Genomic DNA, 14,937 nt, shown 5'->3' with positions numbered 1-14,937 from the left:
AGTCTGAATATAAACGTTAGCGGTTAGGGAAAAACACGGTCGTTGCCAGAATCTGGCGCGGTGTGTTGTCTTCCAGCGTAATCGGATTGGCATCCAGTACAATATAGCTGCGTTTTCCTTGTACCCTGGCAGCATCACTGAAGGCTCTGGCCAGGATGGCAATACGGATCGTTGTTACGTCAGTGATGGTTGCCTGGTCGGCCGGTACATAACGGGTGGCATTGGTGCCACCTGCGCCAGGGTCTGCGTACAACACCTGAAAGGATTCGATACCGGAGGCGATGGTTTGAACACCGCCACTGAGGATGGTATCCGCACCGCTGTTCTCGAGATAACTGGCACAACGCAGTACGTCATCGTATTCGTCATCCGTGCCTCCGCTGGTATTTAATGCAACCCAGTAGACGTCAATAATAACAGACTCATCATCGACACCCGGCAAGCCTGCCAGGTCAACGCCGCTGCAGGTAAACTGATCCCAGGTGTTATCTGTTGTATCTCTAAATTTGCGACGGATTGCCAGTCGGTCTCCGGCCTGATCTGTCGCTTCCCAGGTGCAAGCTGCATCGTTGGCTGGCGGCACAACGCCAGCGCCAGCGCAAAGGTCAGCCACTGGTTGAATCGCAGCGCCAAACAGCTCTGGGTTAAAACCTGCATGGCGAACCTGTTTGGCCAACCAGGTCAGGGTAAAACGGGCGTTTTCTTGTGCTTGTGCCATGCCGTCAATACGGTTCGATGCGCGATTTGAACCTATCATTAATTGCATCACGACCAGGCCAATGATGATCGAGATAACTCCAGCGATCATCAGCTCGATCAGTGTCATGCCCTGTTGTTTGAAACGAAAGGTTTTCACAGATCTATTTCCGTTGAAAGGGCGTCAGTACGGCTGGTGATATTGCCTTCATTCAGGTAGTTGGTGCTGCCATCGGCTTCTCTGCCTGAGGTTCTGACATCCCAGGTCATGGTGATAGAAACCTGGGTGGATAATGCACCAACCCCCAATCCTGTCAGTACGTTGACATACAGCTTGGGAGGCGCCATAAAATCGGTATTGCCCGCTCGGGTAAAGTCCGAGCCTGGCACGGTAACGTTAGAAGGGCAGGCAACGTTCCATAAATCGAAAGCGGCCTGTTGATCGCCGCTGCATATGGCATTGTTAACGTGTGCCGTACCGTTGTGATAGGCCGCACACATGGTTGGCTGAGCGGAGCAATTGACCGCAGCTCCCCCCGTGTCGTAGCTGGCAACGGCATCCTGATTGGCCATAATACGATTGGTCAAGTCATCAATCATCCAGGATGCCAGTGAGCGACTGGTGGAATCCTGGGCGGAGCGGTCAGATTCCAGTAACAAGGCAACCAGGCCGACCAAACCGACGGTGGTAATGGCGACCGTCACCATGATTTCAATCAGGCTGAAGCCTTTTGAAGACAATGCGCCACTGCGTAATCTAGACACAGCTACTCTCCGATCGAATGATTTGGCCAATAGACAAGATCTCAATGCGGTAGACCCTGTCTCCTGTACATCCGGTAATGGTAATGGTTAGCGCGCCAACGGCGGTTGCGCGTCCAGCACCGTTGAAAGCTAATATATTCCCCGACGACATCGACGACGCGGATACCGTCCCCGCAGTGGGATCCAGTGTCGCCTGACGAACGAGAATGTTGGACGAGGCCTCCCGAACTTCCCAGCCATTACTCCAGCTGCCGGATTTGGGTTGGATGTTAACATCCAGCTTGTAGGCCAGTGCATGGTTGCGAGCAAACTGGATATCCGTATTCAGCTGCCGCACTATCCGGTCTGCGGTCTGGTTATTAAAGTAGCGGGTCATAGAGGGGGTGCCCACCGCCGCGAGAATAGCAAACACAGCGATGGTGACCATTAACTCGATCAGGGTGAAACCGGGTGGCGAGGCTCTCCTTGGTTCGGGAACCCGCTTGACCAGTATCATTGCTCCAGTTCCCTCCAGTAGGCCTGCTCTACGGGGTCATCCCCACCGGTTACTTCAACCGTTGTTGTGCCATTAACGATCGAGGGTGATGAAATTATCGAACCGCCACCGTCACTATCATTGCCACTGCCACTACTATCGTCACTGCCACTACCATCGGTTGTGTCGCAATTACTGCTGCAGTCCGTTAAGTCTGTGTCATCAGTACCATCAGGGCCATCAAGTAAATCAGCAGGACAAACCCCGCTATCAACAAGGTGCGTCAGGTAATCAAAATCCGTAATCGATTGGCAGTATTCGGTCTGATCATCGGTTGAATTATCGCCATTGCTATTGCCATCGCCATCCACCTCTTTTTCCTGATACACCACAACAGGAGTGTCCTGGATGCCGGGGAAGTTGGACTCAATCGCTTCCTTGTACAGCGAAGCAGCCCCTGCACTGTATTGCAATGACAGAACATACAGGGTGCTCTTTCCGGTATCCGGCTCGCAACCTGAGCGGTAGGACGAATCCGATGGCTGATAACTGTTGATATAGCTGTAGTAGTTTAAAGTGATGGCATTTGACAGCACTTTTTCACCACTGCCGGATAAATCGAGGTATACACCATTTTTTAATTTGTCGGTGTCGGCAGTGGCAAGTTTGTTGTACTCCACCAGATCATCCAGCGTAACACTGGTATAGGTCTCGGGCGCGGTATCAACATTAAAGTCGTTGATAATATAAATCCGATCCTGGGTGGCGGTGTTTAATGGGTGAGCACGATAACCGGAGCCAATCACCAGTTGGTAACGACCGGCGGAGTAGCTAGCCCCGGTGGTTTTGTCCAAAAAGGTATCGCGGGAAGAATAGGTCAGATCCGGGGTAGAGAAAAACCGCACGTTGTTGGCTTCGGTCTCGTCCTTGCCCAAGTCTGCTATCACCCCACCTGTGGCAAAGGTGGCGGGACTATTGGATAAATCATCTTCCTGAGCCAGGTCGAGGCGCCAGATACGACCTCCCAGATCGGCGGCATACAAGGTGTCTACATCGCCATCACCGTCGTTATCGGCAGGTACAAGGTCGCCGACAATACCGCTGGTCATCTCGCTGAGCTTCAGATTGCCACTGGAGCTGGATGCTTTCCAGAGCAGCTTGCCGGTTGCCGGTTCCACCATATAAATCGCATTCCCCATGCTGTGAGTCGTGCGTTTGGCATTGTCGTCTTCGGTTGCATCATAGCCACCGGCAAACATCAGGACATCGGTTTGTTTGCCTTTCCACAGTACGGTAACCGGCAGCATTTTGGACCAGGTTTGTCCCAGTTCTGCAAAATCGCCACTACCGCCCTTGATGGTCCAGGCCAACTTTGGAGCATCCAGATCGCTGACGTCGAGAGCATAGTAATTCCGTCCGCCGCGGCGCATCCCGGTATACAGGTAGGCTTTTTCACCCGAGTCGATAATATTATTGCCATTAGTATCAATGTGATATTTGGAAATATAGCCATCCAGTCCGTAGCTGCGCTCTGCACTCTTGCTGAAGTAGGCATAGGCGCTGTCAAACAGATCAGAAGGGATAAAGGCAAAATATTCCTTGGGGTTATCTTCATCGGTATTAAATGCATGCAGGTAACCGGAGTTGGTACCGACAAACAGGGCGGTTTTGGTCGTGCTGCCGGAGCTATACGAGAGCAGTACCGGGCGACTGTGCAGGGCATCTTCCATTTCTCGTCGAGGAGCGCTGGTACTGGCAGAGCTGGGGTCGTAGCCAGCCAGCCAGCGTATAAAATCAGCCTTGTCATCAGCTGGTACCGTGGTAGGCAGGTTGCTGAGCAGTGTCGTATTGCTACTGGTAATCCGATTCGCCGCGCTGCTGATGGTGCTACCGGAGATATCGGTCATGATTTTGCGGTTGGCCGGGTCAGACAATCGACGGGCTATGCCACCCTTGTTGACGGTTTCGCCATCGGGTGCATCTTCGTCGAGCGTCCAGTAGCTACGGGCATTATCGGCAAAATAGCCGGTTGTCGAATCGACAGCCAGGTCGCCATCGGCATCCATAATATCGCCACTGGTATCCAGTCGGTAACGTTTGATATTACCTTTCCAGTTGGCTGCTGTTGATGGACTGAAGACGGAATAATACAGTTGATCGAGGTGCTCAAGGTTGTTGTAGGCATTAACGGCAACCGCAGGTGCGGCAAATGTGCCGGAGGTTTTGGAAATATTCTCAAAAATCTTGGTCAGTGCCAGGCGTAACGACGCAGAATCGGAGCCGTTACCGGACACGCCGCCGCCATACGATGCCATATCATCGAGACGTTCCTGGGTGCTGCCACCAACAAAACCACCAATTGTGTGTACATAAATTGCCTGCCTGCCTTCGAAGGCATCACTATTGTCGGCGTTATAAAGGTAGTAGGAGATTTCTTCGGCGCAGCCACCATTACCGCTGCAATTAGCGCTGAAGTCACTGTCATTGGGGAAATCGGCGCTGGGCAGTTCTTTTAACAATGATTGCACTTTTGAATTGATATCCGTATCACTGTTGGGTTCTCCATCAGTGAAAATAACCACATGGTTTGTTTGGCATTCTTCGGTGATAGGGGAAACATAGTTGCCATGACCATCGTGGGTATCATCAAGATTCAAATATTCGGTACACACCAGTACCGTTTCAGTCTCTGGGTCTGGGTCGTCACCAGGGTCATCGCCTGAGTCGTCAACAATGGATGAGGCGGTATAGGAAATGTAGGTGGCTTTATCAATACCATAGGTGTACTGAAGTGCGTTGGTACGAAACCATTCAGGTATGTCATCCCAGGCGGTATAAAGACCAGTGCTGGTATTAACGACATAGGACCACATCCAGGCATCCATAACCATAAACCAGGCCGGTTCACTGGCTTCGTATTCGGATTTGGTTACGCCATAACTATCAAGCTTTTGTTTGCCGGAGTAGTTTTTACGGGCTTTGTTCCAGGATAGCCACTCCAGACTGTTTTTCTTGCTTTTGATGTAATAGTTTTTGACGGCCCAGGCGTCGCCATTCGCCATCATACGGAACCACCAGAGATTGGTATCAACGCCGCCGTAGGCTTTGGCGGAAGCATTGGATTGCGCCAGCCCTCTGGTTGATGCTGACTGAGAACTGAAGCTGGAAACGGGTACTTCCTGCTCTTCCCACACCATGCACAAGTCTGAGTTGGCTGTGGTGGTTTTACCGTACTTCATGGCATCGCCGCGCAGATAGGCAGCAGCCTCGTAAATACTTTCGGTAATGGGTGTGCCGCCGCCGGGCGCGTAGGAGTAGAGGATGTCCTTGACCATGTTACGGACGCCTTCCGCATCAATCGATAACATGGGGCTGCTCATCCAGGCACCCTGGGAGTTGGAACTGTTAAAACGGAACAGCGATATATTGATATTGGATGTACTGTTGATGACTTCGACAGCGGCTTCTCTTACCACGTCAAGGCGTGAGCCGACGTATTTGCCATCTTCGTAGACGTTGCCATTCATGCTGCCGGAGGTATCCATAATAAATACCACGTTGGGAGAGGCGGCAGTGGTACGCTGAACGTAAATTTCAGTATCGTCGGCCAAGGCGGGAAGATGACTAAACAATCCCAAGGCAATCAGGGTGAACCAGTAGAGTTTCATAATGGCGCTGCTCCTTAATATTCGCTCGACGCATGGCCGCCAAAGTTAATGTAGTCCACCTGGTTCTGCTGCCTGTCGATGCCCAGAAAAATAACGGGTATGTTTTTGCGCAGGTAGAGCTCTGACGCTCGCTGGAGATCAATCGCTTGTTCATATTCGAACAGCGCGGTTTCACTTTTCATGGTGAATGTTTCGGTCTGGCATTCATCACAGGGTTTTACCGTTATTGCGCTACCAGAGAAGGTAATCAGCTCTGCAGGCAGAATGTGGAATTCTGCATGTCGCATCAGGTTTGCAGATTCTGCTCTGCCAAGCGGACTGATCAGTAAGCCAAGCAGGGAAAACAATATAAGGTGTCTGGTGTTCATGATATTGACCTCGAATAGCTTTACTGAGCGGAAGCGCCTTTTCTCTTAATGCCGATTTGCTGCGTCGACGTAATATTGCCGTGTTCGCTGGCGGTTGTTGCAGTCAATACAAAAGGATAAACAGAGCTGGCAGCACTGGAAGAACCTTCGTTATCTTTGGGATTAACGGGAGTCGTGTTGCTCTGTTGTACCTGTTCTGCAGGATAGGTGATAACCACTTGAGTATCCCCAACACTGTTGAGCAAGGCACTATCCGGTTGCTGCCAGCCAAAGTCCGTGTAGGCATCAATCGTTGCAGAGTTATATATAATATCCGCATCATCAATACCGGCCGCTTTTTGTGCTGCAATACTGGCATTTTGTCGTGTAATAAGATCGGTTAACAAGGCACCACTGGAGTTGCCCAGGTTTTTGACTGCACGGGTCAAATGGCTATAAGAAGCTGCGAAGGTTTGTTTTTCAACGTTCATATTGGTCACCATGCGGACTTGCGTGGTCGACTGCTGCATGGCCACGGTTGCGCCGACCGTAATAGCGGTGAGAACTCCCAGGCTGATCAGTAGTGTTGAGCCACGCTGACGCGATGTGTGCGTGATCAAGTTGGCATACATGAAAAACCTCGGCGGAACGATAGCTGATGATCTAAAGGGGACATCTATTTAATCCTGCAACCTCGCGCAGCGCTCTGTGCAAGATCAAACAGATTATCCCTGAAGATACCGGTATAGGCTGTCTGACCCCAGTGGTGCTGGACTAACGGAGTCAGGGAAACGATAAGTGGTTGCTGGTTGTGCTGGTTGTGCTGGTACGGCCCGGTCAAGCTCAGGAATATCTGTCAGGGACACTCCACATCCTGACCGTTGGCGAGTTCCACCTGACCGTTATTGTCGGAATCTTTGCCCGGACGCAGGCGGCCAATTCTGGAAAGAATAAAAGCGGCACTTTTGTGTTGACCCATCGAGGTGGTGCGACAGTAGCTGAATGAGCCGTTGTAGCCCCCTGCGAAGCCATTGGCACCAAAGGAAATGGCGCTGCGGTTGTAGCTGCGCAGCACGGTGTTATCTGCGTCCGTGATGCGCTGCACAACGGTATCGTCATTGTCCAGGGTTCTGTTGCGATTGCGGTCGGCAAACAGGGTCAGTTCGTTATTCCAGTTGCGGCTGCAGTGTTTGCTACTGTCGAGCGGGCACAAGGTGTGCGGGGTTTGTGTCAGGATGGCACGGCTTCTGGCAGTGGCTATTGCCATGTGAACAAGGGATACGTCCCGGTCTGCGAGTTGCTTCTGGATAATACTGGTAGTTGCGGGGGTAATGGTAAAGGCAGCGATAGCTAGAATGGCGATAACCAACATCAATTCGGTCAGGGTCGTTCCGTGTGCAAACCGTGTCATAGCCTGTCCTCCCTGACTGGCGATTCTGATGTTGTTGGCGGGCTATCATTACTGCTGGGGCGGTGTCTGTCACTCGGGCATATGGCTTAGTTTGTCAGGGTTTGCTTTCAGACAAAATTCTGAGTTCACTTCCGGGTACAGGCTCCTGGCAGGCGTTAATCGATATCCAGCTTTTTGCAACGATAACGCAGTGCCCGGAAGCTGATTCCAAGCTTTTCGGCGGCGGCGGTCTTGTTCCAGCGGGTAGCCTCCAATGCCTGGGTGATGGCACTGCGTTCAATGTTTTCCAGATAGTCTTCCAGATTGCTGGTTTCGATGGCGGCGGCCGGGTCGATGGCGGGCATCAGTAATCGGGTGGCGGGGTCTTTATCATGCACGGGCAGATTCAGATCGAGCTGGTTAATCTCATCGCCTTCCGCCATGGTGACGGCTCGTTGGAGGATGTTTTCCAGTTCCCGGACGTTGCCGGGGTAGTTGTAGTCCATCAGGGCTGCCATGGCATCACGACCGACGCTGGCTTCCGGCATGCCCCATTCGCGGCTGTATTTACGGATAAAGTGATTAATCAAGGTGGGAATATCTTCCTGCCGTTCACGTAGCCGGGGTACGGCAATCTGGATCACATCAAGGCGAAAAAACAAATCCTGGCGGAAGCGTTCTTCTTCTACCATTTTAGCCAGATCCTTGTGGCTGGCGCTGAGAATGCGGACGTCGATCGGAGATTCATGCTCGCTGCCGACGGCTCGGGTGGCTTTTTCTTGAATCACTCGTAGCAGTTTGGCCTGCATGTCGAGGGGTAATTCAGCGACTTCATCAAGGAACAGGGTGCCGCCTTCTGCCGCTTTGAAAAAACCATCCTTGTCAGCACTGGCACCAGTAAAGGAGCCACGTTTATGGCCAAAGAATTCGCTTTCCATCAGGTCTTTTGGAATGGCGCCACAGTTGACCGGAATAAAGGGATTATCGGCGCGAGAGCTCTGATGGTGGATCAGTCGTGCGACCAGTTCCTTGCCGGTGCCGGATTCGCCGTGGATAAATACCGGTGCCTGGGTTCGGGCGACTTTCTGGATCTTGTCCTTGAGCGCCATCATGGCGCCAGAACGTCCGAGCAGGGCATCGCTGGAAGGCAGGGATTCCAGATGTACCGGTACTCGGGTCAGTTGTAATGCCGCTGCAACCAGCTCACGCAAACGGGCAATATCCAGCGGTTTGGCAACCACGTCAAAAGCACCGGCTTTTAACGCCTCAACCGCCATATCCATGCTGCCATAGGCGGTGATCATGGCGACTGGCATATCAGCATAGCGAGCATGGCACAGCTGGATAATCTCCAGACCGTTGCCATCCGGCAGTTTCATATCGGTGACGCAAAAGTGGTAAGGCCGCTCGGCGAGCAAGGCTAATGCCTCACTGACGTTGGCGGCCTGGTAACACTCCATGTCCATGCGACTCAGGGTCAGGGCGATCAGCTGGCGTATATCCGGCTCGTCGTCGATGATCAGGGCGGAGTATTTTTTCATAGGATAATGTCCGTTCTTAATGTCAGGCGGAAACAGGAACCCGACCGGGTGCGATGATACTGGATGTTGGCCTGGTTGGCTTCGCACAACTCGCGACAGAGGTAGAGTCCCAGCCCGGTGCCATTGTGTTCCGTGGTAAAAAAAGGTTCGAACAGCTGTTCGATTTGTTCATCGGCAATCCCCGTGCCGTTATCCAGCACATCAAGTAGAAGCCGGTTATGTTCCTGGGCTTGTGCTGAGAGAACCAGGCGGGCGTTGTCAGGTTGTTGCCTGATTGCATAACGCAGGCCATTGGCGCACAGATTGTGCAATATTTGCTGCAAGTGGTCAGGGTCAAACGCCACTTGCTGGTGTTCATGACAGCGAATCACCAGCTGGAACGATTGGCCTTTTTGCATGGCCATAAACTGTTCACGAAAATGCTCGAGCCAGGGCTTTAGCCGTAATACTTCGATGGCTGGTTGGCGCTTGCGGCTGAGTTGCAGGATGTCTTCCACCGTACGGTTGATACGCATGCAGTGCTGCTCGATGACCTGGCTGAGATACAGTTCTTCTTCCTTGAGATACGGGGTTTCTGCCAGCAACTGGCTGGCCTGGCGCAAGGCACTGAGCGGATTACGTATTTCGTGGGCGATACTGGCGGTCAGACGTCCGAGTGAGGCCAGCTTGAGTTGTTGCGCTGTTGCGGCAATGCGAGACTGGTCTTCCATAAACACCAGATAGTCGCCTGGCATGGAATCCGGCAGCGGCATCTTGCTGACCAACAGGGATTCACCGTATATCTTGAGTGCGTGTTTGCGGCCTGGCTCCGTCAGAGCGATGAGCAGGGGCTGGGGCAGTGATTCTTCATCACTGATACCAAGCCAGCGTTGCGCCTGCTGGTTAAAAAACAGAATACGGTTATCGCGGTCGCAGGCAATAATGCCATTGGGCAAGTCCGCCAGTGCCTGCCAGCTGATCTTGCTGAGGCGGCGTAATCGTAATGACTGGTCTCTGGCCAGCTCCAGGGCGCTGTTCAGACGTCGGGACAACGCCTGGGTCAGGGCCGCGAGTAAAAAACATAAAAAACCGTAAACACCGGAATTAACCAGTTCGCCTGCCTGATAATGTTCTGGCCAGAAATGCTGGATTACCAAAATGGCCAGGGTGGTCCAGGCGGCGACTGCAAACCCGAGCACTCCGGGTGCCAGCAGGTTGGCGATCACTACACAGATAAGAATCAGACTGGAAAAACCAGTATCAAGCCCGCCGGAGGCAAACATCAGTACCGAGAGAATCGCCGTTTCGAGAAAGAAATAACTGGTTGCTAGTTGAACATGGGGGCCGAGGCTGGCAATGGCAACAAAGCTGGCCGCGACCATGACATAAAGTACCGTCGCAATCAAACTGGCATTAGGCGCGTCGTGGCCAATCAGAGCGGTACCACCGGTGGCATGTACCGCCATGATCAGCAAGGCCAGGAGCAGAGAGTAATAGCTGTAAATTTTTAGCAGGCGCTTGCCGTTGACAACCAGATCGCTCACGTTAGACGACATGTTAAATATCCTTTCGGCCACTGGCGTTCACCTGGCCTGGCGCTAATGTATTTGCCTAACCGGCGGAATTTCCAGACAATACTGCGGAAAAATAGCAGAAGGTAACGCGACAGCATGACAGAGTCACTTCACATCGCCATGGCGCAATGCAATTTTCTGGTTGGCGATATTACCGGCAACTGTGATCTGATGCTCAGCGAAGTGGACGCAGCACGTAACCGTGGCGTCGATCTTATCCTGTTTTCCGAGCTGGCGCTGACCGGTTACCCACCAGAAGACCTGTTGTTGCGACCAAGTTTGCAACTTCGTGTTGAAACCGCCATAAAACGGCTGGCGGCTGCCAGTCACGACATTGCCATTGTGGCTGGCTTTCCCTGGCGCGAGGACGAGCGTCTTTATAACTGCGCTGGCGTCTGGTATCAGGGCGAATCACTGGGGCGTTACGCCAAACAATGTTTGCCAAACTATCAGGTGTTCGATGAAAAGCGTTATTTCAGCATTGGCGACCAGCCACTCGTTGTTAATATCGCTGGCGTACATCTGGGTTTAACCATTTGTGAAGATATCTGGTACACCGGACCGGCAGAGCAATCCGTGGCCGCTGGAGCGGAGCTGATTCTTAACCTGAACGCCTCGCCCTTTCATATTGGCAAGCAAACCGAGCGCCTGACCGTCTTGCGTGAGCATATTGGTCGCTTGGGAGTGCCGATTGTGTACGTCAATCAGGTGGGTGGGCAGGATGAATTGGTCTTCGATGGTGCCTCGTTTGCTCTGGATGCCACTGGCCTCTGCGTTGCCCAACTACCGGAATACCAGGCAGCAACGGCTGACGTCCGGTTTTCTGCCGGTGTTTTGCAGGCTGCGAATGCGGCACCGGTGGTGGAAGCCCACGAACATGAACTGGCCAGTCTCTACAACGCGCTGGTGTTGGGAGTGCGTGACTACGTCAATAAAAACCATTTCAAGGGCGTTATTCTGGGGCTGTCAGGCGGTATCGATTCAGCGCTGACACTGGCCATTGCCGTGGATGCTCTGGGGGCTGATCGGGTTCAGGCTGTGATGATGCCATTTGCCTATACCTCGGATATGAGCAAAGAAGACGCCGCGCAGCAGGCGCGGGTGATGGCGGTGCGTTATCAGTCGATTTCGATTGCTCCGATGTACGAGCAATTTATGGGTGCTCTGGCGCAGGAGTTTGCCGGTTTACCGGTTGATACCACGGAAGAAAACCTGCAATCCCGCTGTCGTGGTGTGCTGTTGATGGCGATCTCGAACAAGACGGGCTATATGGTGCTGACCACCGGCAACAAAAGCGAAATGGCGGTGGGTTATGCAACCCTGTATGGCGATATGGCGGGTGGTTACGGGGCGCTGAAGGATGTCTATAAAACACGGGTATTCGCACTGGCACAATATCGTAATTCGATCGGTGAGGGTGAGGTAATACCGCAGCGAGTGATTGATCGTCCGCCATCGGCGGAACTGGCGCCCGACCAGGTGGACGAAGACAGCCTGCCGCCTTACCCGGTGTTGGACACCATACTGGAAAATTATATTGAGCAGGACATGAGTGCCGAGGCGATTATTGCCAGTGGCTTCGACCGCGATGATGTGATGCGGGTGCTGCGTCTGGTTGACGTAAACGAATACAAACGCCGTCAGGCACCGGTTGGCGTACGAGTAACTCGGCGTGGTTTTGGTCGTGATCGGCGCTATCCGATCACCAGTGGTTGGCGGGCTGGTATCTGAAATCTGTCAGATGAAGTGAATAACCGGGCCCCGGATGTTGGTTGGACGTGTATTCCGGGGCCGGTTGTGTTCAGTTGCTTGTATTTCGGCCATCGCCACAAAAGTGGCCTGAAAATGTGGTCTGGTATCGGGTTATTTACTCAAGCCAAAGGAGAGGATTTCCAGCCAGCTGCGCCGATCTGTTTGTGCCAGACCGCTGTTCTTGAACTCGCCATTCCGTAGTTGTGGGTGCTGTGGGAAGTTATATTTCAGCAGTGCCAAGGCGTCATCAGCTTCTGCTGTCATCGATAGCTCCTGATAGGCTTCCGTCATCATCACCAGGCCATCGGCAACCGCAGCGGTACCTGGATACTCAGATACTACCTTGTTGGCCCGGTTGGCAGCTGCCATAAAGGCGTGACGTTTCATATAGTAGCGCGCCACGCCAATCTCGTAACTGGCCAGGCGTTCACGCAGATAGACCATACGTGCGCGGGAGTCGGCGGTATAAGGGCTGTCCGGGAAGCGGGTCAACAATTCTGAAAAATACTGGAAGGCATCGCGCAGCGGTGTCGGGTCACGCTTGGCAACATCGTCGGAAAAACGCCGTTCCACCATGGAAAATCCCATTTCATAAGTGGTCAGCGCGCGAATGTAGTAGGCGTAGTCGATTTGTTCATGCAGCGGATGCAGGCGGATAAAGCGTTCGCTGGCTTCCAGGGCGGTTTCCAGATCGCTGGTTTTGAAATAGGCGTAAATCAGCTCCAGTTGAGCCTGTTCGGCGTATTCCCCAAAAGGGTACTGGGACTCCAGCGCCTTGAGCTTTTCAATGGCAATAACGTTGCTGTTTTTATCCAGCGCGGTTCTGGCTTCTTTATATAATTGTTGCTCGGTTTGTTCTTTGGGTTTGTCCGGATTTCCGGAGCAGGCGACCATCAAGACAGATAATAAAATCAACAGCCAGCGGCACGTCATGGAGCGGATTCCTAATTGTGGATATACTTCGCTAAAGCGCGGTATTAAAACACAGTCACAGCACAGTCCCAACCGATTGGCGGTTCTGACGTCTGGTATCGCATCGACCCTCCCCGATTTGGCAGACTATGACCAATCAGATCTCTAGCAGTATTCAGGTTCCCTTTGATCAGGGCAACAAACGACTCGACCAGGTAGCAGCGCAACTGTTCCCTGACTATTCACGCTCACGGCTGCAACAATGGATCAAAGAGGGACAGTTGACGGTTGATGGCAAGGCCTGGCGCGGGCGTGACAAACTCACCGGCGGTGAGACGTTGGTACTGGAAGCGGAGCTGGCCCCCGAAGGTGACTGGCAGCCAGAGGCCATCGACCTCGATATCGTCTACGAAGACGATCATATTCTGGTGCTCAACAAGCAGGCTGATCTGGTGGTGCATCCGGCGGCGGGCAATCGTGAAGGCACCTTGCTGAATGGCTTGCTGCATCATTGTCCGGCGCTGGCCAATATTCCCCGTGCCGGTATCGTACATCGGCTCGACAAGGACACCACAGGACTGATGGTGGTGGCCAAAACCCTGCAAGCCCAGGCGCATCTGGTCGCACAACTGCAGGATCGCACCATGGGACGTGAGTACGAAGCGGTGGTTCAGGGGCACATGACCGGCGGCGGCAAAGTAGATGAACCGATCGGTCGTCATGGTACCCAGCGCACCCGTATGGCGGTCAATCCGATGGGTAAAGACGCGGTGACCCATTACCGGGTATTACACAAGTTTCCTACCCATACCCATATTCGCTGCAAACTGGAAACTGGCCGTACTCACCAGATCCGCGTGCATATGACGCACATTGGCCATCCGCTGGTGGGTGATGCCACCTACGCTGCCCGTACTCGCCTGACCAAGGGTATTGGCCCTTCCTTGCGTACCATGCTGCAAAACTTTCCACGTCAAGCGCTGCATGCCAAGGCGTTGGGATTATTGCACCCGGTTGAGCAGGAATGGATGGAGTGGGAAGTGGACTTGCCAACCGACATGATCGAATTGCTTGAGATGCTGGAGGCTGACCGGCGTGGTGCGCACGACATTTGAACTGATCCGGCCAGACTGGCCCTTGCCTGCCGGGGTGCAGGTGGCATTCAGTACGCGCCGGTTACTGAGTGGGCCGGTTTCTGCAGCGCCCTGGGATGGTGCCAATCTCGGGCTGCATGTCGGTGATAATGCACAGCAAGTACGGCAGCACCGTATCCGCTTGCAACAGCAGTTACCCGCTGTGCGTGCCATTCAATGGCTTGATCAGGTGCACGGCACTGAATGTCGGCACGCTTGTGGGAACGAGATTGTGTTGCCAGCAGATGCCTGCTGGACAGCAGAGCCAGGCCTGGCCTGTGCCGTCATGACGGCAGATTGTTTGCCGGTGTTGCTGGTCAGTGCAAATGGCCAGCAGATTGCAGCGATACACGCCGGATGGCGTGGTCTGGCTGCCGGTGTGCTGGAACAGGCCCTGACCTGTTTTAGTGGTAGCGTCATGGCCATGCTGGGTCCCGCCATTGGCCCGGCAGCGTTTGAAGTCGGGCCAGAGGTCAGGGCAAGCTTCGCCGGGGCGCCGGCAAGTTGCTTTTATCGCGGTCACGGCGATCGTTATCATGCCAACCTGCATGCACTGGCGCGCTGGCGGTTGGAGCAGGCGGGCGTCGAGTGGATATTCGGGGAGGAATGGTGTACTTATCGGGAAGCGACGCGGTTTTATTCCTTTCGTCGGGATGGCCAAACCGGTCGGCAGGCCAGCCTGATTTGGCGCGAGTAGCGCAGGCG

The 14,937-nt window shown here is 53.4% G+C and carries 13 protein-coding genes; 3 read left to right on the top strand and 10 right to left on the bottom strand.

Annotation, left to right across the window (positions count from 1 at the left end; all coding sequences use genetic code 11):
* Positions 1-16: 16 nt before the first annotated feature.
* The 9 genes from SOJ49_RS14365 to SOJ49_RS14325 form a co-directional block, all read right to left on the bottom strand.
* Positions 17-856 carry a PilW family protein gene (locus tag SOJ49_RS14365; RefSeq protein ID WP_369855182.1) on the bottom strand — a complete coding sequence of 280 codons (840 nt, stop codon included), beginning with the start codon at positions 854-856 and terminating at the stop codon, positions 17-19.
* Positions 853-1,461, bottom strand: coding sequence for a prepilin-type N-terminal cleavage/methylation domain-containing protein (locus tag SOJ49_RS14360; protein ID WP_369855181.1), 609 nt, complete (start codon positions 1,459-1,461; stop codon positions 853-855). The genes SOJ49_RS14365 and SOJ49_RS14360 overlap by 4 nt, the downstream gene beginning before the upstream one ends.
* The gene (locus tag SOJ49_RS14355; protein ID WP_369855180.1) at positions 1,454-1,957 is read right to left on the bottom strand and encodes a GspH/FimT family pseudopilin; all 504 of its coding nucleotides are present in this window, start codon (positions 1,955-1,957) and stop codon (positions 1,454-1,456) included. The genes SOJ49_RS14360 and SOJ49_RS14355 overlap by 8 nt, the downstream gene beginning before the upstream one ends.
* On the bottom strand, positions 1,954-5,604 hold the full coding sequence (locus SOJ49_RS14350; protein WP_369855179.1) for a PilC/PilY family type IV pilus protein: 3,651 nt from the start codon (positions 5,602-5,604) through the stop codon (positions 1,954-1,956). Before SOJ49_RS14350 ends, SOJ49_RS14355 begins: the two co-directional genes overlap by 4 nt.
* A gap of 14 nt (positions 5,605-5,618) precedes the next feature.
* A complete protein-coding gene (locus SOJ49_RS14345; protein ID WP_369855178.1) occupies positions 5,619-5,972 on the bottom strand; it encodes a hypothetical protein in 354 nt (117 codons plus the stop codon).
* Positions 5,973-5,992: 20 nt separating this feature from the next.
* Positions 5,993-6,442, bottom strand: coding sequence for a hypothetical protein (locus tag SOJ49_RS14340; RefSeq protein ID WP_369855177.1), 450 nt, complete (start codon positions 6,440-6,442; stop codon positions 5,993-5,995).
* Between the two features lie 365 nt (positions 6,443-6,807).
* Entirely contained in the window at positions 6,808-7,362 is a 555-nt protein-coding gene (locus SOJ49_RS14335; protein WP_369855176.1) for a GspH/FimT family pseudopilin, read from the bottom strand.
* A 155-nt stretch (positions 7,363-7,517) separates the two neighbouring features.
* Entirely contained in the window at positions 7,518-8,882 is a 1,365-nt protein-coding gene (locus tag SOJ49_RS14330) for a sigma-54-dependent transcriptional regulator (protein WP_369855175.1), read from the bottom strand.
* Positions 8,879-10,417, bottom strand: a complete 1,539-nt coding sequence (locus SOJ49_RS14325) for a PAS domain-containing sensor histidine kinase (protein ID WP_369855174.1) — start codon at positions 10,415-10,417, stop codon at positions 8,879-8,881. Before SOJ49_RS14325 ends, SOJ49_RS14330 begins: the two co-directional genes overlap by 4 nt.
* A gap of 114 nt (positions 10,418-10,531) precedes the next feature.
* Between SOJ49_RS14325 and SOJ49_RS14320 the strand changes: the two genes are divergently transcribed.
* Complete coding sequence (locus SOJ49_RS14320) at positions 10,532-12,166, top strand: NAD+ synthase (RefSeq protein ID WP_369855173.1); 1,635 nt, start codon at positions 10,532-10,534, stop codon at positions 12,164-12,166.
* Between the two features lie 132 nt (positions 12,167-12,298).
* On the opposite strand, the gene SOJ49_RS14315 is transcribed toward SOJ49_RS14320, so the two are convergent.
* On the bottom strand, positions 12,299-13,120 hold the full coding sequence (locus tag SOJ49_RS14315) for an outer membrane protein assembly factor BamD (RefSeq protein WP_369855172.1): 822 nt from the start codon (positions 13,118-13,120) through the stop codon (positions 12,299-12,301).
* Between the two features lie 128 nt (positions 13,121-13,248).
* Between SOJ49_RS14315 and rluD the strand changes: the two genes are divergently transcribed.
* Both rluD and pgeF read left to right on the top strand, forming a co-directional pair.
* The gene (gene rluD / locus SOJ49_RS14310) at positions 13,249-14,214 is read left to right on the top strand and encodes a 23S rRNA pseudouridine(1911/1915/1917) synthase RluD (protein ID WP_369855171.1); all 966 of its coding nucleotides are present in this window, start codon (positions 13,249-13,251) and stop codon (positions 14,212-14,214) included.
* Entirely contained in the window at positions 14,195-14,929 is a 735-nt protein-coding gene (gene pgeF / locus SOJ49_RS14305) for a peptidoglycan editing factor PgeF (protein WP_369855170.1), read from the top strand. Before rluD ends, pgeF begins: the two co-directional genes overlap by 20 nt.
* Positions 14,930-14,937 lie beyond the last annotated feature (8 nt).

It is taken from the genome of Candidatus Thalassolituus haligoni (assembly GCF_041222825.1).
In the GTDB taxonomy this organism is placed as follows: domain Bacteria; phylum Pseudomonadota; class Gammaproteobacteria; order Pseudomonadales; family Oceanobacteraceae; genus Oceanobacter; species Oceanobacter antarcticus.
The sequence above is the reverse complement of the archived record's forward strand: the minus strand, read 5'-3'. Positions and strand labels throughout refer to the sequence as shown.

Coding starts and splice junctions, on each gene's coding strand:
- SOJ49_RS14350 (WP_369855179.1), bottom strand. CDS start 5,604: ATGAAACTCTACTGGTTCACCCTGATTGCCTTGGGATTGTTTAGTCAT.
- SOJ49_RS14355 (WP_369855180.1), bottom strand. CDS start 1,957: ATGATACTGGTCAAGCGGGTTCCCGAACCAAGGAGAGCCTCGCCACCC.
- SOJ49_RS14330 (WP_369855175.1), bottom strand. CDS start 8,882: ATGAAAAAATACTCCGCCCTGATCATCGACGACGAGCCGGATATACGC.
- SOJ49_RS14315 (WP_369855172.1), bottom strand. CDS start 13,120: ATGACGTGCCGCTGGCTGTTGATTTTATTATCTGTCTTGATGGTCGCC.
- SOJ49_RS14345 (WP_369855178.1), bottom strand. CDS start 5,972: ATGAACACCAGACACCTTATATTGTTTTCCCTGCTTGGCTTACTGATC.
- SOJ49_RS14325 (WP_369855174.1), bottom strand. CDS start 10,417: ATGTCGTCTAACGTGAGCGATCTGGTTGTCAACGGCAAGCGCCTGCTA.
- rluD (WP_369855171.1), top strand. CDS start 13,249: ATGACCAATCAGATCTCTAGCAGTATTCAGGTTCCCTTTGATCAGGGC.
- SOJ49_RS14320 (WP_369855173.1), top strand. CDS start 10,532: ATGACAGAGTCACTTCACATCGCCATGGCGCAATGCAATTTTCTGGTT.
- SOJ49_RS14335 (WP_369855176.1), bottom strand. CDS start 7,362: ATGACACGGTTTGCACACGGAACGACCCTGACCGAATTGATGTTGGTT.
- SOJ49_RS14340 (WP_369855177.1), bottom strand. CDS start 6,442: ATGAACGTTGAAAAACAAACCTTCGCAGCTTCTTATAGCCATTTGACC.